This window comes from Nostoc sp. LEGE 12447 (assembly GCF_015206985.1).
GTDB lineage: Bacteria > Cyanobacteriota > Cyanobacteriia > Cyanobacteriales > Nostocaceae > Nostoc.
The window spans coordinates 14041-37936 of record NZ_JADEXT010000030.1 but is presented as its reverse complement, the minus strand read 5'-3'; the positions used below and the strand labels follow the sequence as shown (position 1 = coordinate 37936).

Here is a 23896-nt window from a genome sequence, read left to right as displayed (position 1 = left end):
AATTGTAGAACTTCTAGTAGAGCAGGGTTAATTTAGGGAAATATAAATGTCTACTATTTCACAAATTCGGGGAATGTTGTTAGAAGAAGCACTGCTTCACTTACTTAAGATATCTGGTTACATAACTGTTGAAAAAGCTAGCACTGACGACCCAACGCTTCGTAATGGTCACTCTGGATTGGAGGTTTTAGGGCGTGGTGGACAACATCAAATAGATGCAGTTGCAGATTTTGCTATTGCACATCCATTCTCTCATCCTCAACGTCTTCTTATTGAGGCTAAATGCTACTCTGATGATAAAACCTGTGTAGGAATTGAGGTAATACGAAATGCTGTTGGTGTACTAAAGGATGTCGAAGAACATTGGTTTTCAATAAATGGAGTGCTAATTAAGAAAAGATATCATTATCAATATGCTGTATTTTCAGCAACTGGATATACAGATCCTGCTGAAAGATATGCCTTTGCACAAGATATTTACCTAATTCCATTAGCAAAATCAAGGTTTATTCAACCTATTATTCAGTCAATTAGAAAAGTAACGTACGAAGCCTTTGGAGCAAGAGATGGTAGGAATAATATTGAAGTGAATATGACTGAACTCCGTAACGCAATTCGAGTCTGTATTAAAAATCAAAATTATGAGTATATAAACCAAGCTGTTGAAAATTTAGACGCAGGCAACTTATTGAAACAATTTTGTCAAGAATGTCACCGAGTGAAGGGAGGTGTAGTAGCAATGATAGGAAGGCAATTCCCTCTTTTTCTAGTACCTAACCCCGATATATCAATTCATGACTTGCAAGAGCAATATACAGTTCGCATTATTTGGGATAATGAAGGATGGTATTTGCGTTATAACGGCATCAATATTTTTTCTTTTGATTTACCTATAGAATTATTTGAGCTTTATGCTGAGGGAGGTATTTTGTCACCAACACGCGCTCTCGATTTAAAAAATGATTTTATGTCGCAAATTCAAGCAATAGTAACTCTGGATGGTCAAACTCGTATTATTACACTAGATTTAGATCGAGAGTGGCTTAATAGTATACGTAATACTTATCGTTAAGTTTTTAATAAAATTAATTTATGCCTAATCTGAATTGGAAACGCCTCTTATCCCATAAGAGTTTATAGACTAGCTTACAGTCATTAGCCAAAGTTCTGGTCGCGTTGGGTAAAGCGGGTTTGGCGATCTCTGATTGCTTTTACTGTAAAGGTATGGGTGACTATAAACAGAATCTGTGAAATTAGGAAGTGAGAGAAGTCTTATCAGTATTGGGTTGGATAAAAGTTGCTTTCCAAACTCGTTCAAAGGGCTGACCAATTTTACGGTAGAGCGATCGCACATCCTCAGCAGTGGTAGCCAAAAAAACACAAATGGAGTAGGTTCCATCCATAGACACTGCGGAAAAGGCATGTTGAACGTTCAATTCCTGAAAACAGCCTTCTGCCTGACGCTTGCTGGACTCATAAATTGTTTTTGTCATCGGTGGATCGAAATTGACCTCTGCGATCGCTAGAGAACAGCTCTGAGGCAAGTTTGTCGGATTTTGCTCCAACCACATATCTGCCTGCCATATCCGTTGAAATGGGATTCCCACTTCACGGTAGGCTTCACGTACTGCATCTGTATAAGGAACCTGATAAACACAAATGGAGCGATCGCCTTGCGCTGACACCAAGGAATACTGCCATTGGATATTCCGTGCTTCGATACACCCATTCAAGCTCTGCGTAACCTGCATCCAACGGTCATAGGTCATGGGCACACAGAGCGGCGGCGAAAATGACATTTCTGAGATCGCAAATCCCACGGTAGTTTTCCTCCTTGATCACAGGTGAATTGGTTCATGCAGATATGCCTCTAAAGCAGCAATGGATTGTTGAGCCTGGGCACTTAAGGTGCGATCCTTGAGCCGAGTTTTCAAGTCAGCAAAATGCCGCTGGGCACAATTGAGATTGCCGCGTTGATGATTGGCTTGGATAATTACAGACCAGGCTAGGGCGATTTCGCTGGGATTATTCACCACCTGTGCAGCTTCTAGAGCTTTCTCGGCACGGGCGATCGCTTGTATCAGATTCCCATGTGCTAAATCCCATTGGGCGGCGATCGTTTGGACATAAGCCAGCATCCGAGGGGAATCAATGCGTTGAAGTACCTGGGACGATTGCTCGAGAATTTCTGTGGCGTTCTGCTTCTGGAGTAGGTATTGAGTGAGAGCATTCAAAGCAGCTGCATGGGGAGCTTCACTTCCTTCACCCATTTGTGCCGCCACATGAATCAGCTCATTGCCGTCATTTAATGCGGCAGATGGGTTGCCAGTTTCTAATTCCAACATGACTAGATTGGTGAGGCAGGTACATTCGCGCCAATGGTCTTGAGCCACCTGTGCCATTTGCCAGCCCTGACGCAGCAGCGAGCTTGCCTGTTCGGTATTCCCCTGGAAACGACGGACACAACCCAGTCCAAAGGGAATATCGATGGCAGAAGTGCCCAAGCGATCGCTAATAGATTGGGCTTCTAATAAGAGTGCTTCGGCGCGGGTCATTTCTCGCCCAATTTCTGCCAGACAAGACCCAGTGTGAGCCAGCATATACATAGTGGTGCCAGGACTGGCGGTGCGTCCCTGTTCTGCGGCCCGTAGCGAATACTGCTGTACTTCACTTAAGTTACCGTGGTCATAATTCAGGACAATCAATGCTTCCAGCCCGGTCGATTCATCTTCTTGTAGTCTCAAGATTGCGGCTTCCTGGATCAGAGATTGTAATTCTTGCTTGAGCGCAGCCGCTTGTTGCTTAGGCACTCCTGCTTTCACGCTGGTCTTTAGCAAATTCAAGTGGAGGTGAATGCGTTCGTTTGTGGCTAAATACTGGCAATGACGAATGCCTCGCTGGGTGAGTTCAGCTGCTTCCCCATAAGCAAAGACTCGCAAACAACGCTCTGCTGCTTGCAAACAGGCGGTTGCAGCCAGGGCATGGTCGCTGCCCAGATCGGCATGGCGAGCAACATCATTAATCAGTGGAGAAGTAGGAGTGGCGATCGCATTCAAAGATTGAGCAATGTGGGTATGAATCATCCTGCGTCGGGGTTCGGAAAAATGCTCGTAAGCCACTTGTCTCACAATGTCATGGGCAAAGTTGTAGGAAACTTCGCCAGAGATCGCGCTACCGGGGCAAATGATGCCATCCTGTTCTAACCGATCGATAGCGCTAAGTAACCGTGGTATGGGGCAATCTGCCACCTTTGCCAGAGTGTTGGGATTGAAACTATGTCCCAACGCCGCCATCCAAGGCATTAACTCCTGCGTTGTTTCATCTAATTGCCGCAGTCGCCCTTGAATCAGCGTTTCTAGGGTGTCAACTGCTGTGCGATCCGCTTGAGCTTGAGCGCGGACAATTTCCAGAGCAAACAGGGGATTGCCACCACTACTGGTAAAAATGCGATCGCCATCAGCGGTATATCCGACGGCTTGAGCCAATGCCAAAGTTTGCTGGCGATCGAGGGGTGTTAGTTCCACTGTGCAAATGCGATGTTCCCGGTGCAGAGTCTGAATAAACTTATCGGCTGGTTTGTTGCCTGCGATTTCTCGTTTGCGGGCAGCACAGGCAAACCAAACAGGTTTCTGTCGATTGAGCAAGCGCACCGTGTAGTGCAAAAAGGAGATTGAAGTTTCGTCCAACCACTGGATGTCGTCCAGCACCACCAGTACAGGGGCAGTTTCCGCTAATTGGGTAATGAACTGAACCGCTAAATCAAACAATCGCCCACGGTTCAAGATGGCTGCCGACTCCACATTCAGCACCAGAGATTTGAGTTCATCCAGAAATTTCGTCGCGCCGATCGCTTGAAACATATCTACCCACACGCCATAGGGACGCAACATTTCTGCCTCAAATCCCCGCCCCCAAAGCACATAGCTGCCACTGCTCTGGACAGTTTTTGCCAATTCCTCTAACAGTCGGGTTTTGCCGATACCCGGTTCACCCAAGAGCCACAACAGATCCGCCCGATCCTGCTTTTGGCATTGCGACCGCCAACTCACAATGGCAGCCCATTGTGCCTCACGACCAATCAAGGGGAGTTCTGCTGTCACAGCAATTGGTGAGGGAATAGGAATTAAATTGAAAAAGTCTGGTGCTTGGGTTTGGGTACTTGCTGTACAGGTAGGTAGTGGCGGGGCATCGTCCAGGAGCAGCAATTCTTCATAAAGCTTGCAAGTTGTAGGACTGGGATTGACTCCCAACTCAGCTTGCAGTGTAGTCATGCACTGGTGATAGACTCGCAGGGCACTGGCGCGATCGCCCTGTTGAGCATGGAGGCGCATCAGGTGACAATAAGCGGGTTCATAAAGTGGGTCAATCCGCTGCAATTGTTGGGCATAAAAGAGCGCCGGACGATTGTCTTCTTGAGTGGTTTGCAGGGTGACTAGCCTATCTAACGCAGCGATCGCCTGTTGCCGCATTTGTTCTCTATAAGGAATAATCCAGTCGTCGTAACAACTGGGGAGTAAGTCTCCCTGGTAGAGCGTTGCTGCCTGTTTTAGAGCTTGGATTTGGGCAGCAAGGGCAAAAGAAGCAGATTGGGCGATTATGCTTTCAAACTGGGCTACATCAATGTGACAGTTATCATTGCATAGCCATTGGATTGTTTTCGTTTCAATATGCAACCAGCGATCGACACCAGGAATTACTTGCTTTAATTCATGCAACCGTCGCCGTAAATTGGCTTTTGCATCCGTGTCGGTTGCATCAGACCAAAGATGCACAGCAACCTGCTGCCTCTGTTGTAGCGTGTCCCGATGCAGGAGAATAAATGCCAACAGAGCCTGTAATCTTTCCGAATTGATGCCCTGAATGGGTAATCCATCGGCAGCCAAGTAAAATTCCCCAAATAGCTTAATATCGAGGCTTTTAGACACAGGTGTTAACAGGATAAGACTATTGCAGACTATTTATGGGATGGTACTGGCTAAACCATACAAATGTTCTTTCCACTATCCAAGGTTTGGGTAAAACCTCAAATTCTTTGCCAATACGTTGAATAACCTCAACATGAGCTTGAATCATCAGCCAGATAGCAAGAGCGAATTTATTACCGTATATATACTCTTTAGGAGTATCTTATCTTTTTTGTTTAACCTTATTTCCTCTTCTTTAGATTTACTTTATAAATATCCTCTTAAGCGCAAGTACCAACACCACCCCTGATGTAACCCAGTCAGATGCGTGTAAACCATTGGTTTACATTCGCCACTCTGCGGCATCCCATCATCACCCCGAATAAGTCCACACAACAGGGACAATTATGTGCGATGGCGTACCCGCCTACCTTCTTGTGATCGCTCCCAAGAGTGAAGTGCGCTCAAGGCTGTCGTGAAGTACCGCAAACTACTAATGCTGACCTTGGATTGCATATACGCACTCATTACCATTCATCCCGCAACCACTCTAACCCAATCCTCAAAGCTGTTTCCGCACTGTAGTACAACTTTTGCTCTCCAAATATGCCAAGAGTCCGGCTGATAATCCGAAACTGCCAGCAATGCCCTGGGTGTAAAAAACTATTAGGACACTGCCGTTGACACAGAGTACCGCATCAACTTTAACTTGGGACATTTACTGCTGTTGTGGGTGTGATGATGTATTTTAATTTAAAAAACTCAGGAGTCAGGAGTTAGGAGCCAGAATGACTCCTGAACAAAAAAGCAGATGAGTAAAGGGGTTTGAATCCCCAACAAAAGTGATTCTGAATTCTGAATTCTGTCTTCTGACTTCTCCTTCAATTGTCTGGGATTTCTCACCCAATCAACCCCAAATGCCGATGGAATGCTTCAACAGCATTCGCCACACCATCTTCATCTCTAATCTTCTGGCCTAACTCCTGGGCTTTACACCGCATCACCTCATCGCCCAGTACGATTTCAATCGCTGCCGCTAGAGTTTCTTCTGACACCTTGTGGTACGGTATCGGCGTAGGGCTGACTCCCAACCGAGTTAACTTTTCACCCCAAACTGGCTGATCTGCAAAAAAAGGTACGGTAACTGATGGTGTTCCCGAACGTAACACTGCCGCCGTTGTACTAGCTCCTCCATGATGTACTATTGCTGGCACTTGGGGAAATAACCAATCATGAGGAACTTCATTGATCACAAACACTCGTAGCGAATCCTTTACATTCACTGTTCTTCCAACATTTCCCCAGCCAGATAATATAATCCCGCCTTGACGGGTTTTCTTTAAGGCTTCCACGATGTAGTGTGTGAGATATTCTGGATTGGGCATCGTCATGCTCCCAAACCCAAAACACAAAGGTAATTGCTTTCGTCCAAGAAAATCCTCTAGTTCCAGGGGTGGCTCATATTCGGAGGCTTGGTCAATAAACCAGAACCCTGTCACATACGCCCATGCAGGCCAGTCACGGGGTTTTGGGATGACGTGCGAACTAAATCCATACAATATAGGGATTCGTGATACATTCGCCGGAGTCTTCCGTCTGAAGCGTCTGCCCAAATATGGTAAGGGCGGCAATTTCAAAGTTTCTGTTCTGAAGTGATTGAGCAGTTGACGATATCTTTGCCAGTGCAAGAACTCTACTAACAAGTAGCTGCCATAGTTGATTAATTTCTTTAGCGGGTTTTTAGTTATTTGAGCAAATCTCAAAAACCCAAACATCCCTGTAGGAGTCAACGGCAGAACTGATGCAAAAAAGCAGGGTACGCCTAATTTCTCTGCGATATGATATCCAAAAATAGCTAGCGGCGTGTAGATAATCACCTCACTTCCCTGACACGCTACCCAAGCAGACTGCAACTGTTGAAGCAAAAGCTTATCTGCCTCTTCTTTTTTCAACTTTTCTCCCGCAATCAATCGCTGCCCTTGTTTGGATTGCAGAAACTCTTCCATATTGCCAGCGATCGGTGCAAACTTTAAATCAAACTTCCTAACAAATAACTCAAAGTTCTCATGCGTTGCAACCGTTACTTCATGCCCAGCACGTTTCAAGCCAATAGCTAAAGCACAGTATGGTTGCAAGTCTCCTCTTGAACCTACTGTTAGGATCGTAATCTTCAGTTTTCGGCTTGGTGCTATAGGTAGACTTTGGCTCAAATGCTTTTTCCTGCTGAAAACTCCAGTATTCAAAAATTGTACTAATTCCCTGCGCGTCTAGGCGATAAACCAATACAGTTTAGATCAGCCCGTTTTTTCGTAACTGGTCAAAACAATTCACGCATGATCAATCTCATGAAATGGTCAAGGGAATCCCGTTATCTTTGGGTTTTAAATTGAGAATAAATGGCACAGCTTTCAATACCCAATCGGACACGGGTGTATAATTAGCAGCTTCTTCTCCAAAACTAATAGAGAGCATATCTGTATGAATAATCCCTGGATTAAGGGGTATAGCTGCCATACCATTCGGCAATTCTTGTGCCAAAGAACGAGTTAATCCTTCTATTGCCCACTTAGAAGCGCAGTATGGTGCAACTTGGGGTGAAGTCGAACGTCCCCAGCCAGAACTAAAGTTGACAATAATGCCCCGTTTGTTTTTCACCATTGCTGGTACGAAATGGCGAATTATATTCGCTACTCCTTTGATATTGATATCTATTAGATCCGAAAATTCTTCAGATGGTATTTCCCACAAAGGCGCTGGATAATTGGTAATTGCCGCATTATTAATTACTATATCTGGCGGTTCATATTTTTGAAGTACGAAAGAGTGCCCATTTTTTTACAAGCTGTTCATTTGCTACATCTACAGATGTGAAATCGTTGGTAGCACTAAACTTTTGGCGTATTTTATCAATAACATCTGATGAACGGGCGCAACCAATAACAATACTTTTCGGTTAAGGGGGAAAGGGGAAAGGGAAAAGGTTTGAATTTCCCTTTCCCCATTACCCTTTAACCTTTCCCCAGACCAAAAGAGAGATTATTGGGTTTAACCGAAAAGTATTGCAACCAATAACAGTATGCCCCTGTTGAATAAAACCCTCGGTCATCGCATAACCTAGACCTTTACTTATGCCTGTAATTAGGATGAGCTTACTCGTATATTTCTGGTATTATTAGATTTCAGTTTTTTTCGGGTCGGTTTCGTGGAGGTAAGGTTCGTCCATCATAAAACTGAATAACTAACTTACTTAGTCCGAGCCATGCTAGTGCAAAAATTAAGGGAGCTAGAGTTTCAATCACAACTACTACAACTGATGTTGTCTGAAAAAATAAAAAAAGCATTGGAGTCCAAGCCAAAGTAAGTACTGTTGCAACTCCACTTCCAAATCTCAATCGCTCAATAATAGAAAGCGCCGAGCTACAACTGGCACATTTTTCCGTATGAGAATGATACCTCTCCAGAAGCACGGACTTTGCCAATGGGGGAGAAAAAGTCTCTTTGCCAAATGGTTCAGCATTATATTGGTTTACCCACTGACGCAATTCAAATACAAAACTATCTGCTTTGGTTGGAAGGTAAAAAGCTTTAGTAAAGTTCGGGCTACCTCCTTTAGCTTCAAGATACCTTTCTTGATAGTGGAGAAAAATTTGATCGTCTTCTAAGGGACTTCCAGAAAATAAAATATACAGTCTCTAAGAATGATAATCATTGTTATGGGGGGGGGGTGGGATAGGCTGCCGTTGGCAGCCTATCCCACCCCAAGTTGTAGTAAATTCAATGATGATTCGATTTTGGGATGTTTAAGGTGTCAATACAACTAACGGATTCATTGAAAAAATTGTTGAAGGAAACTGCCAAGCAATTAAAGGGTGCGGCCAAGCGTAAATTTCTAGCACAAACAGTTGCAGCATTAGGACATGGAGGACACTTGAAAGCAGAGCAAGAGTTAGGATGGAATCGTGTAACTATTAGTAAAGGAATTAAAGAATTAACTAGTGGTATTACTTGTGTAGATAATTATCGAGGTCGAGGACGTTATAAAGCAGAATCACATCTGCCAAATCTTTTATCAGATATCAAAAAGTTGGTTGATGGTCAAAGTCAGATAGATCCAAGTTTTAAAAGTCAAAGGCTCTACACGCGCCTGAGTGCATCTGTTGTGAGACATCAATTAATTGAGAAATTTTGTTATGCAGATGAAGAATTGCCAACTACAGAAACAATTCGTGTTAAGTTAAATGATTTAGGATATCGCCTCAAACGGGTTGCCAAAATTCAACCTCAAAAAAAATTCCTCAAACTGACGCAATCTTTGAGCAATTAGCTATAGTTCATCAAGAGGCAATAGAAGACCCAAGCATTTTACGTTTAAGTTTGGATGCGAAAGCTCGTGTCAATATCGGCTCATTTGACCGTGGTGGTAGAAATCGAGTGCCGACAAAAACTGATGACCATGACTTCCACCCTAAAACAAGCGTGACTCCTTATGGTATATTTATTCCAGGGCTTGATGAACTATTTTTATATTTTACAGAATCAAAAGTAACGAGTGATTTTATCGTTGATATTTTAGCAGATTTTTGGGAATCAGAAAGTTGGCGATTTCCAGAAATAAAAACTCTGCTTATTAATCAAGATAATGGAGGAGAGAATAATTCTCGGCGTACACAATTCATGAAACGCATAGTTGAATTTTCTCAAAAATATCAACTGAATTTACGTTTAGCTTACTACCCTCCATATCACAGTAAATATAATCCCATCGAACGGACTTGGGCTGTACTAGAAAATTATTGGAATGGGAGCATTTTAGATGAAGTAGAAACCGCTTTAAATTTTGCTCATAATATGACCTGGAATGGAAAACATCCGGTTGTCAAACTAGTTACTGAAACTTATGAGTTAGGAGTTAAGCTGACAAAAGAAGCTATGTCAACGATTGAGAAGCAAATCAACCGTTTGACTGATTCAACTCATGAAACTTTCCCGGATTTAGGGAAATGGTTTATTGATATTCACTATGAAGCAACATAGGTTTAAAAAATAGTTATTAAAGTTTTCGTTAGCTATAATTAATAATCAAATAGCACTCTTGGGTCAAGACAGGAAAGTGCAGATTTTTCATGTGTATTTGGGGAGTCTTGGGTTGCCAACGGCAACCCAAGACTCCCCCCTTACAATGATTATCATTTCTACTGGCTGTATATTTTATTTCTTGGAAGTCCCTAAAACACCATTTTGTCCAATGTGGTAATACCAACGCGGTCTGAGCTTAATAAACCAACCTGGAAGTTTATCAGGAAACTTAAAAGGAAAACGTGCAAATACACGACATTCTCCTTTACGTATGGGTGTAGCATAAACAACTGTTAAAATTCTACCACGCGGGGAGTTGATGTCATGCCACATTAAACTTGGAGCGACGAAGGTTGTAGACAACTCTCCTGATTGCCCTGGTTTCAAACCTTGTTTCCAAATCCCTTTGAATCCATGTTTCCCAGATTCAATCACTTCAAGTTCCAAAGGTGCTGCATTTGCCCTATTTCCTACCGTTTTATGATGTGTAAACGATATGTGGCTAGGGTCTAGTATATTTTCTAATAGTGTTAATGCATCATAAGGTACATCCCTAAATGTATTAATTACAACCCATCCTTCGGGAGATTCTTCTAATGGTTCAATTATTGGGACTTCGGTTTTGGCAGCATTTTCATATTCACCAACGTATACAAACAGTAGTCCAAGATTCTCAATAATTGGTAATGATGCCACACAAGCTCGTTTTGATATCTCTGCTGTTCCACCTTTGACTTGTTGAGGAATCCTTTGGCAATTTCCATCTCCAGAAAAAGCCCAACCGTGATAGGGACATTCCAAAAGCCCATCGTCACTAATCCTGCCTTCAGACAACGGTGCTAAACGATGAGGACACTGGTCTTCAAAGCTTCTCCAAGATTGGGCAAGTCTATCCCACCAAATTACAATATTTCTTCCCAGCACTGTAAAAGGCGTTGGTTTTGATTTGTCTAAGTCCTCTAGGTAATGGATGGGATACCATGTTTCTTTACAATCAAAACTATTCGGATCGCTGCCGCCCCCAGGCTGTTTTGAGTGAAAACTATCTTTGATATTGACTTCTTTCTCAAACATTTTTGATGTTTATTAATTTTTATTGCCTACTCTCAGATTTATTTTAGCTAGTATGAACATTGGCTGTATGGCGATCGCATTTCTATAAATGATTTTATGAATAGCTACTAAGCTCGACTTTATCCAAAATTAAGAACTTGGTTCTCCTTATAGAGCAAAAGCTCTAGCTTTTTGGCAAAAACTTTTTCCATTCGCTAAAGCCGATGTAACGAGCTTTTCCCTGACGCACTACCTCAGCGAGTGCCGTCATGGTTTCTTCTAAAGGCGTATTTTGAATCGTAGCGATGGCATTGGTACAGGTCAACGTATGTCAAAAACCCAAAAGAATTTTGACTTCTAGACAATGATCCTACTGCGATCGCTTTTAGGCATCTGCCCGAAAAAGATATTTATGTCCAATTAATAAATTCTTCGGCAAGGGACTCGTATTTTCCATAGTTTTGCAGTAGAGTGTTTATTTCGTGCAAATTATTTATACCTAACTTATCCCAAATTTACTCATCCAAATTTTAAACCAATGCCTTCGAGGGAATATTCAATGAAAACTTCTAATGATATAGATACAAAAAAAATCATCAAAAAATCCGACAAGCTTACCCTGAGACAGATGAAGCTAATCGAAGAGGCTGAAGACCAACTTCTTCAAGCTAATACTGACAATTCTACTGCCCCTGTGGTTGAGGTTGAGGAGAAACCAGTAGCAATTTCAGAGCCTAGAGTTCCTGACTATATTCCATTGCTTGACAATCCTCCAGTACAATCGGTGGGAAATTCCGGCTGGCAAGTGTCTGATGTCTGGCGAGATATTCGGGTAGATGATTTTTGTAGTTGATGGTAGCGAAAAGCAAGCGCCCAGCGTACCAGAACGCTGACAAAATCAAGTTCAAGTTTCATGTTCACTCTGATTAAGATATAGGTATTTGACCTCAAGGGTGTCGATACTCATGGTGCAAGACCAGATTTTGCTGAATGATTGGCATGTAATAGCCCGCTCGCAAGACCTCCAACCTGGAACAGTTCTGCACAAACGTTTATTAGGCTCAGATTTAGTACTCTGGCATAATGGCGACAAAGTTCTAGCTTGGCAAGACCTTTGCCCTCATCGTGGCGCTCGTCTTTCTTTGGGATATGTCAATAAACAGACCCTTGTCTGTTCGTACCACGGTTTAGCCTTTAACAGCGAAGGCCAATGTATACTAGCTCCAGCTAATCCAGACCAATCGCCTCCCGCACGAGCTTGTGTTAAAACTTACCAACTTCTTGAGCGTTACGATTTGCTCTGGGTTTGTTTAGGAACACCAAAACAAGATATAGCTCCATTTTCTGAGTGGGACGATCCGGTTTATCGCAAAATTTTCTGTGGCCCCTACCACTATCACTCTAGCCCCCTACGGACGCTGGAAAATTTTATCGATCCGGCACACTTCCCAATTATGCATTCGGGATTATTCGCCCACGCTAGTCGTCCTGAGTTGACGCATTATGAATTAGAGTCTCTTGGAGATCAGATTCGTTTCAAATGTGGTTTGTGGGAACTAGATTTTAGTTCGGCTAATCCGAAAGAAGCGCCAATGATTTTCAACACTTACCATTACCGTATCTTCCGTCCGCTAGTGGCATACTTTAAACTTGGACCTGGAGAGCATCGTCTAAATGTCTTCTATACTATTACGCCAGTCGATGAAGATGAGTGCGTGGCCCAATATTGGTTAATGGTAAACAGCGCCCGTGAAATTCCAGTTGAAGTCTATCTAAATATTCAAAATCTTGTTGCTAGTCAAGATATTGCTATTGTCAATTCCCAGCAACCCCGACGCTTACCTTTAAATTTGCAAGCAGAAGTACATTTACCGAGCGATCGCTATTCTATTGCATACCGTCAGTGGCTCAAACAACAGGGTATTACTTTCGGCACCATTTAGAACTTTGTTATGCTTTGCTCCCCTGACGAATGGCACGCTTGAAAAGCTGAAACCTCCTTGCTGGCAGGGTGTGGGAGGATGGGGAAGGGTGGGAGGTGTGGGAGGCAATGCAGCGTTCATTGATGTGCAGTTATTCAATTTCTGCTCTTTCTCCCCACCCTCCCCACCCTTTCCCCTCTCCCCACACTCCCCACACTCAAAAATCTTGTTATATCAGGGCTTTGCGATTAACAAGTGTGCCATTCTAGTCTGCGGCAAAATTTCACTAAACCTAAGTGCTTAAGTATTTTTTTATACCTTAAACACTTAGCCGCCTGGAGAAAAGGTATTAATCGGAGTTGATATCGGATAAAAGATAAGGGTATTTTATTTTGTCTTCACACACATTCCTGTATCTGTCACTGAAAGCATAAGATGAGCAAGTTGCTCGCTTTATGCTTTCAAAGTTTCAAAGTTTCAAAGCGGGTTGCTCAACTTTGCTTTCAAAAGTCAACCAGTGAAGTAAACTGAAACAGAAAGCAACGCTGTTGCTTGATCTGCTGGTTCATAAGAGCTAAATCACAATCGCTTCTTTGAAAGTTCAATACCTGACCTTAATTTCAGTAGACCGAAAACTTTTGCGATCGCTCCGTAATGAATACCTATCTAAGTGATTTTTTATTAAAGATTAGTGATTTTAAATACTAGAACTGAATAACTGAGTTGATATCGTAGCATAAGTAAAGTTAATAAATCAGCCAAGGGTAAGAGCAAATCTTACACCAGAATATGATTATGCTGTGATTGCAGAGAATTTTGTCAAAAAGTTGCGTGAGAATCGACTTAAAGGAATATCTGGTTTGACTATGACTGCAACTAATACTCCAGCTTTAACTGACAATAAGACCTTGAACGAAGTAGTTAACTGTTTAACAGAAAACATTCCTATAAAGTCTCAAGGTAAGTGTGAACAAAAAAATATTTTTGAAATTTTAATTCGGGCTGCCACCCAAAGAGATAGTATTGAAAATACTACTAAAGTTCTAAAAAATGTTCCGACAAGTAATGATATCCGTTACCATTTAGAAAAATATTCAGACCTTGCGTCTCTAGAAGATGCTTTAAATAAATCGCTTCAAAGTCGCTTACCAACTGGTATACAGCAAGGGCAACAGAAAATCAGTAGTTCATTGGCTGCGATCGCCTGGTTTGACCAAATGAAAGCTAATCGCTAATCCGTTTCGGGTAATAACTAATCACACAGAATTATTTACATATGAGTTTCTATAGCAATCCGATCTGATTTAAAAAAAAAATTTAAGTATATGTAGTGAACTGATACGGCTAAAATGATGCAATCATAGTCATGCTAATCTTCAGTAGCAGACATTGTAACAGTGCTAAGATGTCGAACAAGGGCAAGTTGTAACTTCTGAGTTGTCGTTGTGGAAGACAATAACTCTACTACATCGTCCTTATCTCTTCATACTATTTTTTTGACGAAGGTATTGAGTTTCAAACGAGTTTTTGTTTTTCGCTAATGCGATCACCAATAAACTTGTTTATACCTTTCTAGATAAGTTAAAATTATACGTTAGTAATCCAGTAACATCAGTATGAAAGGCAAATAAATCACCGGAGTCAAAACTTTTTTCGATGTCTTCTTGCTTAAGGCCAATAGAGGCAGTGGTGATATAAAGTGTCTGTAAATCTTCGCCTCCGAAGGTGCAACTAGTCACAAGTGGTACTGATAGCTGTAACCGGAAAATCTCTTTACCCTCTGGGCTGAAGCGAATCACACACCATCCATTCCACATTGCTGACCAGATATATCCTTGACTATCTATGGTCAAACCATCGGGAAAGAAAGACTCACCAGTTAAATCAACAAAAATACGGCGGTTGCTAATATTACCTGTGGCTGTATCAAAGTCGTAAGCATATATTTTTTGTTGGGGAGAATCTGTCAAGTAAAATGTTTCGTGATTGGGACTCCACCCTAAACCATTGGAAACAGTTAGTCCTGTTTCCATCACATGTAATGAACCATCAAAGTCATAGCGATAAAGGCTAGACTGAGCCTTTCCTGAGGAAGACATTGAGCCAAACCAAAAGCGACCTTGAGGATCGCATTTAGCATCATTAAAACGGTTATCTGGCAAATCTGTTTCAATCTCAACAATTGGGGTGACTATACCTGTCTCAGTATCTAGGAATGCTAAACGATGTCGTTGCGCTATAATCAATTGATTTTTACCTGCTTTAGCGATTGCTCCAACTACATCGCCTACATCAAAAAACACATTTTTCCCACTAGCAGGATGGAACTGATGCACCCGATGATTATAGATATCGACCCAGTAAAGTAATTTTTCATTATCATTCCAGATTGGACCTTCGCCCAAGCGGGCCCGTGCTTTTAAAACATTGTGGAATTGATTTTGCACAAACTGACACATAATTCATCTCAAAAGATTTCCATGAGGTAGCAACCAAAGAAAATACTAATTCCTTTAGTTGAAAGTCATTTTGGATTGATCCCCATAGATCCATCTAATGGCGCTGGAACACAACAAATCCATTGGCTGGAACTATGGGATGAATAGATCCGTTAGTTGCAGAGATATCAGCGCCAAAGTTGCCTGTACTATCTCCTCCGTAAAGCACGGCATCACTATTAAATATCTCGCGCCATTGACCATCTCCAATTCGGGAATTGTTAATGGTATACCCTGAAGAAAAGGGATGATTATTCAAACTAGCGACCACTAAAAATTCTTCAGTTACATCCCAACGTCGGAAAGCAATCACTCGGTTGGCATTGTGGACGTAGAGAATATCAATCAAGTGAGATCGCAGTCCTGAATAGTTGCGGCGTAGTTGAATCAGGTCTTGATAAAATCGGAATAATGTTTGACCATGTGTTAGGCGATCGCCTAACAAATCCTCCCGGTTATTGATAAAATCGCTGAATCTGTAGGGTTTTTGTGCGCCAATTTCCTCACCCATTAAAAACATTGGCGTGCCAGCCGACAAAACAGACATACCAAATGCAAAGCGACAACGTGCTTCCGCATAACGTCGAGTTTCCCCAATCAATGGTGCGCCGTTCACAGCAGATACAATGGTGCGGCGAGACTCAATTCTCTGCCCTCCTGCTTCAAAAAAAGCATTACCTGCTTCATCATGAGATTCATGATAAACAACCTTATTATGCCCAGACCATCCTAACGCTCCTGCAAAGTAATCCATCGCTAGAGGTTCATTTGTACCATATCCAGCCGTAGGAATTAATCTGGCATATTCCGTTCCTTGTCTAGTATCACCAATTAAATGATGATAAAAATTGGCATACCAAGCGGCATCAAAGCCCAAACCACCAACATCAGGTGATTCTGCCACTGCTTCCCCATCAGAATGATCCTCTGCTATCAAAATGGCATTTGGTTTGATTAGCTTCATTGTTCTTGTCCATTCTCGGAGGAATTTAGCACCAAAAACATTGGCATTACCTACAGACCTACCATCAGCGTGCAGTTGGTTGTACAGGTGCATAGAAGTTGTCTGATCAACCCGGAATCCGTCTACATGAAATTCCTCCATTAAAGTTGCTGCACTGCTAATAAACATTTTCCGCACCATCTCTTCATAAAACCGAGGTGCAAAACCTGTAGACAAATTATCAAGATAGCCGCCTTCTGGGAAACGTCTGCCGTCTGTGTAGAAATAATCGCCAGAGTTACCCTCATACCAGTAATAGATATTGTGTTCGGGGATATCTGAGTCATAAGCCCATTCAGCCCGTTCTCCATCAGGATTGAAGTGGTTGTACACCACATCTAAAATTACGGCGATTCCATGACGATGGCATTCCCTAACAAAATGTTTCAGTTGGTCTCTACCACCAGCACTGTATTCGAGAGCAAAGTAATGAGATGTTTCATAGCCCCAATTTACTTCGTCTCGAAATTCTGACATCGGTAAGAGTTCGACAGCGTTAACTCCCAGTTCGACTAGGTAGGGGAGTAAAGCGATCGCATCCGCAAAATTTCCTGGTCTGTTTTGACCATCCCCTAAAGCCCCTACATGGAGTTCGTAAATTACTAAATCCTCAACACGCTGGGGAATAGGGCGTTCTAGTGAAAACTCATTACTCCAGAACTCTTTGTCGGGTATGAATTCCAGTTCGGGCCAAACTGCTTCTTGAAAATGTCTAGTTACTGTATCTGGATTAACAACTACAGAACAGCTTTTAGTACCATCCAAATCTTGATAATTTCCTGAAAATGGGATTTCCTCTCTATCTGTATACCTACCGCTAAAAGGTTTACCGTCAGGATCTATCTTACCTTTCCCAATTTGACAACGAGAATATAAATCAGTGCGATAAACTACCCGTCCCGCTTCATTGACAATTCTAAACATATAAGGAAAATGGTCAAAGCGAGAGAAATCAGCTAGTTCTGGTGATATTTTGACATCTGTTTGCCAAATCTCTTCCTCTGTCCGCAACATAGGAAATGGCCCCAGGTTGGGATTCATACCGAAATCTGGATCATCTCGAAAAGCATCGTCTGCAATATACCCGCTAGTGCTGTTACCAAACACAACTTCCACATTTTGAGCATTTGGTGACCAAACAGCAAACCGCAGCGCTGGGTTAGATTGACCAGGAAGATAATATGGTTGTGCGCCTAGTCTGCGGCTATGAACTAGATAATATTTCTCTTGTTGAGACTGACCGTTTTGAGGCGATTGTAAAGTAAAACTACGATAGCGATCGCGCGAATTAGAATCATTAATTTCAGTAGGAATCCCCCATAAATTATTTCCGGCTGGACTATCTAGCATTATACCCCAGCAAAATAACCAACCAATTTGGGAATCATCAAGTTCAACCGTAGTTTGAAAGCCAGGGCAGCCATCTTCACAAATGATTTGCTGCATTTGGTGCGATCGCCATTGTTGAGAATAGCGACCGTTTTCATCCCAAGTGCCAATTAAACGGGGATTGTTAAAAATTGCTTTTTTGATACCTGTAAAATAGGTAAACTGAATAGGAATCTTAGCCATATTGATATCCCTTTGCGAACATTCAAAAATTACAATATTTAAACAGTCATCGCTGCATGAAGACTGCGCTGTTTATTCTCAATTTCTTTTACCAAGGTTTCCATAAAATTATTTACAAGGTCAGGATGTCTGCCTGTAACTAAATTTTCATCAATCACAATGTCAGCAGCTAAATCATTTTCATAAATAATCTCAGCGCCAGCATTTTCTACATCAACCAGAATATTATGGGCGCAAGTTACTCGCCGATTTTCCAAAACATCAGCAGCACAAAGTAGCCATAAACCATGACAAATCACTGCTATTTTGACATTAGGTTCTTGCATGGCTTTACGAATAAATACAACTGCTGGGGCTTGACTTGGCTGACCTTTTCTTACTTTTTCTTGATATCTCAGCCGATCCATTGCATAGGCACCAATACAAATTATTGCCTTATAATCGGCTGGATTAATGTCATTAACTTCTGTGGTTACAGTTACATTTTCTTTAATTACCCCATCCTCAGAATTGCTGTGAAATTTTATTTCTTTATTGCCCCATAAGTGAGAAATGTAATCAACTTGATAACCCTGTTGAGGAAAGTATTCATTGAAAGCCCGAAATTCAAATGGATCAAAATGCTCTTCAATAAGTACACCAATTTTGCCTTTACCTTCAGTAGCCATATTATCCCCTGTTTATTTTTTAGTGAACTGTAGTAATCAATTTCAAAAGTTCATCAGGCGCAAAAACATCACGATAGAAAGTCAATTGTTCACCCTTGATATAACACCCACCCCGATGACCTCGACGCAACCAGGCGACACTACCTTTAGCAATTGTTTCGTTAGTTGCATTATCAAGGCAATACCATTCAAACCAGACAAATTCACCATGAAACATGACAATTGGCCAGCACATAGTCACACCAGGTTGGACTATTAAAGCCCACCAATGTTGCTCTCGTTCTTTTTGTTCTTCTAGACCGTAATAGGGTCCATCCTGACAAAAATAAACTAATTCTTGGCGATATTCTCCCGCTAAAATGTCTCCTCTACCTTGTCTCAATGCTTCACAATGGGTAGGCCACCATACTTTATTTTCTTGTTCAACCTTTTCTAATGGATAATCTGGAGTGATTGTCGGAAAATGGTCTTCTTTTAAGGAAATAAGTTTTTCAGCTTCAAAGATCAGCTTTTCTGCTAATTCTGGAGAGACTAGCCCTGGTTTTGAATAATTAGCACTTAAATCTTTGTAATAATTAATACGCTTTTTCATAATCTATTTCCTATTTACTTGCGATTACTTCGAGTTTTTTGTGATCCAAATATTCTTCTTCATGAGCTTGTTATTTAGAACCATCCAAAACTTTATTCAAAGCACCAAAACAACCAACCGCTTTATTAAATCCTGCATAGACACATAAGAATAAAAGTAGTTCTTCTATTTCTTCACGGGTAGCACCTTGCTGCATAGCCATGTGAACATGAGCGCCAAAGGGATTATCTGGGCCAACATGATCCTGATTCACTACATCAACAGCAATGGTGATTAAAGCTTTGGTTTTTTGGTCGATTAATGGTAGACCCCAAGCTTCGCCTGCGACACGAACCACAAAATCACCAAACTTTGGGTTAATAGCCTTCAAATCTGCTTGCAGTTGTTTATCATCAAGAACTGCATTTTTTTTGATTAAATTTTCAGAAACCATTTTATCCTCATATCCATAAATTCAAAACTGAGTAAGTTACAGAGATAGTTTATCCTTTTCATTAGCTTTATTAATATCAAGCTTATTGGTAATTTAGATTTACAGTCCCTTGTAAGGCTTACCAAAAGGAATTAACTTAGAAGTATCAAACAATAAGGGAGAAGTATCCATAAACAACTTAAAGCTCTTGATGAGATCGCCTTCAAATGTGTACACGCCGAAGCAAGGAATTCTAAGTTTTTCTTCTCCATCAATGAAATAGAGAGTGTACATTTCGCAAAAAACTTTATTACCTAGTTCATCCAATCTCTTAATATCGTGACCAATAGTTACTTGGGAGAAACCTTTGACTAGTGGATGTAAGTCATTAAAAATTTGCCTAATAGCCTTTCGTCCACAGCGGACATCAAAGTTACTAAACTGGTATGTTGCATCCTCTGTAAAATAAGAAACGAAGATATCATAATTGGCCTGCTCACCTTCGGCTGATTTTAGCTGGCTGCGAACTACTTTCATTTGATCAGTGATTATCCCTTGCGCTGACATTTAGTTTTTCTCCTTCATACCCATGAGATCTTTTTTAATTTTGTCTATATATCTACTCACTGGAGAAATATCTAGATAGACCGATAATCTAAATCGGGATTAAGTTACCTGAAGATTAGGCAGATCCGACGGTGGACATATCTGGGTAAACCCTCCATTCTTGGATCAAATATTCCTGGAATCTGTAAATATCGGTACAGGGAACTGTTATTTTCTTGCCGTCACTCACACGCTTGTAATTGGCATCCATCTCTATGATTACCGTGTTTCCTATTTGCCAAGTACCTCTGATGTCGTGCTTTGTCGGTTTGATTATTTTATAAAAGTCAGATAAAAATCCCGCTGCCGCTTTAGGTCCATGTAAGGGGTTATTTGCACCCACCTTGTAAAATAAATCTTCAGTAAAATAGAGATAGAACGCTTCCCAATCTTCTGCCGTCAGTACCTCTACCATGTTTTCTGCCTTCGAGAGCAAGTTGCCAGAAGATGTTGCACTTATTGGCCATTTTGGCCCATTTATTGACCACTTAGGGGCGAATCCCGTGGAGACTCTTTCTCTTCCATCTAGATATTCAGTGTAAAACCTCTTCATTGTACCGGGAGGTATAAACTTCTTTCCTTCATTTTCAGTAAATACTGAAGTTGTTTCAGTCACGGGAATTGATGGATCAAATACGGGATTCACATCCATAAATATCCGCAGTTCGCTGATTTTTTCTCCCTCGATCCGAAAAATGTCGGTGCAAGGAAGTGTAACCATTGAATTATCTTTGCGCCAGTAGAGGACATCCATTTCGACGAAGACAAAATTGCTTACTTCCCAAATCATCTTGATTTCGTGGTAAACCGCCGATATTTTACTGAATAATTCGTCCGCCGATTTCTTGATTGATGCTTTATCCAAAGACACATCGAAGTTAGCAAATTGATATAGAGGTGTGTCAGTAAAAAAGGTAATAAATCCTTGCGAATCAAAAGCTTCACCTCTGGCAAAGACACGTTGGACTAACTCGGTATTAGTTCCTGGAAGTTTGTTATCCATGTGGATTCTCCAATTTTTTACCGTTTTTTTAGGTTGGTGATTTATTTTAAGTTCATTGCTATTTAATACCTTATTTGCTGTTAAGTAGAGTATTGGGTTTGGCTATAAAGGATATCAGAAATTTTAAAACTTTGTCCGGTACCTAGAATATTCTGAGAAACTTTGGTATCTGGGAAGGTGAAAGAGGTGTTATTGGCCTGGTTATATTCCTGCAATGCTTCTTGGAAGCGAGTTTTGACCTTACGGGTGACTTGGTTAAATTCCAGTTGTTCCCCATTTGGCCCTTTGCAGTAGAATAATGACCAGCCTTCCATTGGATCTTTATTCCAGTCTATAGGTGGTTTATCTGCTACTAATAACTCTGGCTCATTCCAAAATTTGAAAGAATTGTAATAGTGGGCAACAGCTTGCCTCTCATTTTCAGAATTAACGTGAATAATGCGGTTACAAACTACATTATTCATCCCTCGTTTGTGACATTCTTCTTCAAAAACATTAGCAAATACATTTAGATCAATTCCCTCTTTGACATTAAAAGAAATATGCATAGCATTGACATGACCAATATGGGAAGAAAGGCTTTTAGCTGAACTATGAGGTGCGTTAGGATTCCCTACTTCTCTGAAATATATTAATTCAATAACGATGTTTCCAAAAGAAACAAATTTTACGTCTAATGCATCTTTATTGCCAGTTCTGAGGTTGGGAATATCAAGTATTTCAAGGTCGATTCCCTCAGTGATTGCATCCAGTTCTTCTTTTTGGAAAAGAGTGTTTTGGATGAGATCACCTATTAGCTCACTTTCGCCCACAGCAAGCTTTCCCCCTAACACCTCTGTGTAAAATTCCAGGGACTTTTCCATATCCTCAACGGTTACACCGACATGTTGCACACCTTGGAGTAAATAGCCCAAACTAGACTTAGTAGAGTGAGTATTGTTTTGGATATCAGTTTTTTCTTTAGGAGTAGAGATTTTGCATTTTTGGGTAGGTTTCTCAGAACCATTCATCAGAGAAATGATGTCTTCTTTGATTTGATTAGCAGCTCCTATTTTGGTAATTAGATCGGCAACTGTAGAACTCCGCTGACCAGAAAGAGTTATCTGACCGCCATACACAAAGGTGTAAGCAGTTCGTTCTGGGAAGGGGCTAATTTGTTTGATATACTTTGCTTGGTCTTTTATAGCTACGGCATATGTTTCTGATGCAAAGAATTGTTCCATTTCTAGGCGGTTTGAGAAGGCGATTTCAAATGCTGCATTATACTGCTGTTGAGGTGGTTCAAAATGAGATACTCCGGCTGCGTCTGGGCGGGAATTATCTACTTCTTCAAACAAATGTATTCGTAACTTCAGCACTAAGTCACTCTTGATCATCTCTGAAGCAAAGCTTTCTTTAAAATATTGACGGAAATCTTTCACGCTTACTTCATCTGCTTTCTTGAGCATGACATGAAACTTCTCAACACCAACTAAACCGTTAGGAGTGGCGTTTTCAATCCCGTCAACATAGGTTATGGAGTTACCGGGGTTAGTATTATAACCGATCGCCTTACGAAATAAGTTATGCTCATCATCCATAAGAATGGTAGAAGCCTGAAACCATGTCTGACGGTCTGCAACAGTTTTAAAGGTTAATTCAGCAATTCCATCAAACTGATCTTCTTCGGGTGTATTATAATTTATACCCTTAATGCTAGGCCAGATACCTCCTTCATTGTGAGCCACATGAAACTGCCAATATTCGTACTGACCAGGTAAACGGGCGCAGACTGGGCCGTGAACATTTCGCCAGTAATCATCAAACAACTCTAAAGAAATTCCCTTTCTCTTCCACAGTGCGACGTAAAAAACTACTTGTGCTGCTTGATCTTGCTGTGCATAATTAGCTGTTCTCATTGCTTTTCTCCTAAAGTCACGATGTAGCTCCTATAAATTCCTGTTTTTGCCCTGGTTTTGTATTGTGTTGGATAATCAGTTTGGCGATCGCATCGATAAATGCACTCACATCATGAGCTGATCGCCCCGTAACTAAGTCACCATCAACAACAATTCCTGAAGCAGACGGAACATAAACAGCGCCAGCATTAGCAATATCTGCGATGGTAACTTCGTGACAGATAACTTTTCGTCCTTGCAGTAGTTCTGGCATCGGTGTCAACAGCCACAATCCATGACAAATAGCCCCCTTTACAATCTTGGGATTTGCTATCGCCTGAGCAAAAAATTGGACTGCCGGTGCAGTACGCGCTAGTTCTGGACTGATGGGGCAACCTTCTGGAGGCTGGAAATAACGCAGACGCACACTGGTGTAACCAGCAGAGATAATCACCGCCGCATACTCATTAATATCTACAGCTTGAAAATCAATGTTTACGTTCAGGTATTCTAAGGGCTTGCTCACCATATCAACATCACTAACAAAACACAAACTTTCGTGACCCCACAACCGAGACATTAAATGCACAGTCGCCCCAAGTTCCCCAAAACGTTGTTGATAGGCGGTAATTTCCTCCGGAATGAACTCAGTTTCTACAAGAATGGCGATTTTTTTTCCTTCTAGCAGCCCGTTTACCATAATTTATCCC

At 41.4% G+C, this 23896-nt stretch carries 20 protein-coding genes and 2 pseudogenes; 5 read left to right on the top strand and 17 right to left on the bottom strand.

The genetic code is table 11. The annotated features are described in order from the left end of the window. Positions 1-46 precede the first annotated feature (46 nt). Positions 47-1072, top strand: a complete 1026-nt coding sequence (locus IQ274_RS25030; protein WP_194143788.1) for a hypothetical protein — start codon at positions 47-49, stop codon at positions 1070-1072. Between the two features lie 181 nt (positions 1073-1253). Here IQ274_RS25030 and IQ274_RS25025 read toward each other — a convergent pair whose 3' ends face one another. The 6 genes and pseudogenes from IQ274_RS25025 to IQ274_RS25005 form a co-directional block, all read right to left on the bottom strand. Continuing rightward, complete coding sequence (locus IQ274_RS25025; RefSeq protein WP_194143787.1) at positions 1254-1820, bottom strand: nickel-binding protein; 567 nt, start codon at positions 1818-1820, stop codon at positions 1254-1256. Positions 1821-1838: 18 nt separating this feature from the next. Continuing rightward, positions 1839-4925, bottom strand: coding sequence for a BTAD domain-containing putative transcriptional regulator (locus IQ274_RS25020; RefSeq protein WP_194143786.1), 3087 nt, complete (start codon positions 4923-4925; stop codon positions 1839-1841). 31 nt (positions 4926-4956) lie between these two features. Then, positions 4957-5103, bottom strand: a pseudogene (locus IQ274_RS36720) (transposase); the annotation flags it as partial. A 363-nt stretch (positions 5104-5466) separates the two neighbouring features. Next, positions 5467-5622, bottom strand: coding sequence for a hypothetical protein (locus IQ274_RS25015; RefSeq protein WP_322745318.1), 156 nt, complete (start codon positions 5620-5622; stop codon positions 5467-5469). Between the two features lie 181 nt (positions 5623-5803). Beyond that, positions 5804-7114, bottom strand: coding sequence for a glycosyltransferase (locus IQ274_RS25010; protein ID WP_228058356.1), 1311 nt, complete (start codon positions 7112-7114; stop codon positions 5804-5806). 133 nt (positions 7115-7247) lie between these two features. Next, positions 7248-7673, bottom strand: a complete 426-nt coding sequence (locus tag IQ274_RS25005) for an SDR family oxidoreductase (RefSeq protein WP_322745323.1) — start codon at positions 7671-7673, stop codon at positions 7248-7250. 1042 nt (positions 7674-8715) lie between these two features. Between IQ274_RS25005 and IQ274_RS25000 the strand changes: the two genes are divergently transcribed. Continuing rightward, a protein-coding gene (locus IQ274_RS25000; protein WP_194143832.1) for an ISAzo13 family transposase occupies positions 8716-9938 on the top strand; the annotation gives its coding sequence in 2 pieces (ribosomal slippage) (positions 8716-9196 and positions 9196-9938; 1224 coding nt in all). Positions 9939-10130: 192 nt separating this feature from the next. Here the strand turns inward: IQ274_RS25000 and IQ274_RS24995 are convergent. Then, a pseudogene (locus IQ274_RS24995) lies at positions 10131-11054 on the bottom strand (Rieske 2Fe-2S domain-containing protein); the annotation flags it as partial. A gap of 163 nt (positions 11055-11217) precedes the next feature. Then, positions 11218-11358, bottom strand: a complete 141-nt coding sequence (locus IQ274_RS24990; RefSeq protein WP_308189921.1) for an aldo/keto reductase — start codon at positions 11356-11358, stop codon at positions 11218-11220. A gap of 234 nt (positions 11359-11592) precedes the next feature. On the opposite strand from IQ274_RS24990, the gene IQ274_RS24985 reads away from it, so the two are divergent. The 3 genes from IQ274_RS24985 (at position 11593) to IQ274_RS24975 (ending at position 14190) form a co-directional block, all read left to right on the top strand. Then, positions 11593-11886, top strand: coding sequence for a hypothetical protein (locus tag IQ274_RS24985; protein ID WP_194143783.1), 294 nt, complete (start codon positions 11593-11595; stop codon positions 11884-11886). 112 nt (positions 11887-11998) lie between these two features. Beyond that, positions 11999-12976 carry an aromatic ring-hydroxylating oxygenase subunit alpha gene (locus tag IQ274_RS24980; protein WP_194143782.1) on the top strand — a complete coding sequence of 326 codons (978 nt, stop codon included), beginning with the start codon at positions 11999-12001 and terminating at the stop codon, positions 12974-12976. An 845-nt stretch (positions 12977-13821) separates the two neighbouring features. Next, the gene (locus tag IQ274_RS24975; protein ID WP_194143781.1) at positions 13822-14190 is read left to right on the top strand and encodes a hypothetical protein; all 369 of its coding nucleotides are present in this window, start codon (positions 13822-13824) and stop codon (positions 14188-14190) included. Positions 14191-14517: 327 nt separating this feature from the next. Here the strand turns inward: IQ274_RS24975 and IQ274_RS24970 are convergent, their stop codons facing one another. The 9 genes from IQ274_RS24970 to IQ274_RS24930 form a co-directional block, all read right to left on the bottom strand. Continuing rightward, complete coding sequence (locus tag IQ274_RS24970; RefSeq protein WP_194143780.1) at positions 14518-15414, bottom strand: SMP-30/gluconolactonase/LRE family protein; 897 nt, start codon at positions 15412-15414, stop codon at positions 14518-14520. Between the two features lie 94 nt (positions 15415-15508). Continuing rightward, a complete protein-coding gene (locus IQ274_RS24965) occupies positions 15509-18028 on the bottom strand; it encodes an alpha-amylase family glycosyl hydrolase (RefSeq protein WP_194143779.1) in 2520 nt (839 codons plus the stop codon). 38 nt (positions 18029-18066) lie between these two features. After that, positions 18067-18696 carry a DJ-1/PfpI family protein gene (locus IQ274_RS24960; RefSeq protein ID WP_194143778.1) on the bottom strand — a complete coding sequence of 210 codons (630 nt, stop codon included), beginning with the start codon at positions 18694-18696 and terminating at the stop codon, positions 18067-18069. A 19-nt stretch (positions 18697-18715) separates the two neighbouring features. Then, entirely contained in the window at positions 18716-19288 is a 573-nt protein-coding gene (locus tag IQ274_RS24955; protein WP_194143777.1) for a hypothetical protein, read from the bottom strand. 70 nt (positions 19289-19358) lie between these two features. Beyond that, positions 19359-19721, bottom strand: a complete 363-nt coding sequence (locus tag IQ274_RS24950) for a carboxymuconolactone decarboxylase family protein (protein ID WP_194143776.1) — start codon at positions 19719-19721, stop codon at positions 19359-19361. A gap of 99 nt (positions 19722-19820) precedes the next feature. Then, positions 19821-20267 carry a nuclear transport factor 2 family protein gene (locus tag IQ274_RS24945; protein WP_194143775.1) on the bottom strand — a complete coding sequence of 149 codons (447 nt, stop codon included), beginning with the start codon at positions 20265-20267 and terminating at the stop codon, positions 19821-19823. Between the two features lie 115 nt (positions 20268-20382). Next, positions 20383-21309 carry a nuclear transport factor 2 family protein gene (locus IQ274_RS24940; protein ID WP_194143774.1) on the bottom strand — a complete coding sequence of 309 codons (927 nt, stop codon included), beginning with the start codon at positions 21307-21309 and terminating at the stop codon, positions 20383-20385. A gap of 80 nt (positions 21310-21389) precedes the next feature. Continuing rightward, positions 21390-23207: an EthD domain-containing protein gene (locus tag IQ274_RS24935; protein WP_194143773.1), complete on the bottom strand. Its 1818-nt coding sequence runs from the start codon at positions 23205-23207 to the stop codon at positions 21390-21392. Positions 23208-23223: 16 nt separating this feature from the next. Continuing rightward, positions 23224-23886 carry a DJ-1/PfpI family protein gene (locus IQ274_RS24930; protein WP_194143772.1) on the bottom strand — a complete coding sequence of 221 codons (663 nt, stop codon included), beginning with the start codon at positions 23884-23886 and terminating at the stop codon, positions 23224-23226. Positions 23887-23896: the final 10 nt, after the last annotated feature.